Source organism: Pseudomonas bohemica, from assembly GCF_002934685.1.
GTDB classification, from domain to species: Bacteria; Pseudomonadota; Gammaproteobacteria; order Pseudomonadales; family Pseudomonadaceae; genus Aquipseudomonas; species Aquipseudomonas bohemica.
Map to the genome: position 1 here is coordinate 1 of NZ_NKHL01000014.1, position 284 is coordinate 284.

Below are 284 nucleotides of genomic sequence, written 5' to 3' on the forward strand. Positions count from 1 at the left end.
GTTCTTCAGGCCCCCCTTTTTCCCGGCGCCTGAAGAGGCTCGGGTTGCACGTACCGCCGTGGAGTCGATCATCCAGGTGTTCAGATCGATCAGTCCCTCCTGGTTGAGTCGAATGTGCAAGCGTTCCAGTATCCGGGCGAACGTACCGTCATCGCGCCAGTCACGAAAACGCTGATTCACCGTCGACCAAGGCCCAAAGCGTTCCCGGCAGATCACGCCAGGCAGCACCTGAGCACAAAATCCAAAGGATTCCGTGGAGTACCAGACGATCATCACTACGTGGA

1 pseudogene is annotated in these 284 nt (G+C 57.7%); it reads right to left on the reverse strand.

Annotation, left to right across the window (positions count from 1 at the left end):
- Nucleotides 1-284 (reverse strand): annotated as a pseudogene (locus CE491_RS30505) (transposase); the annotation flags it as partial.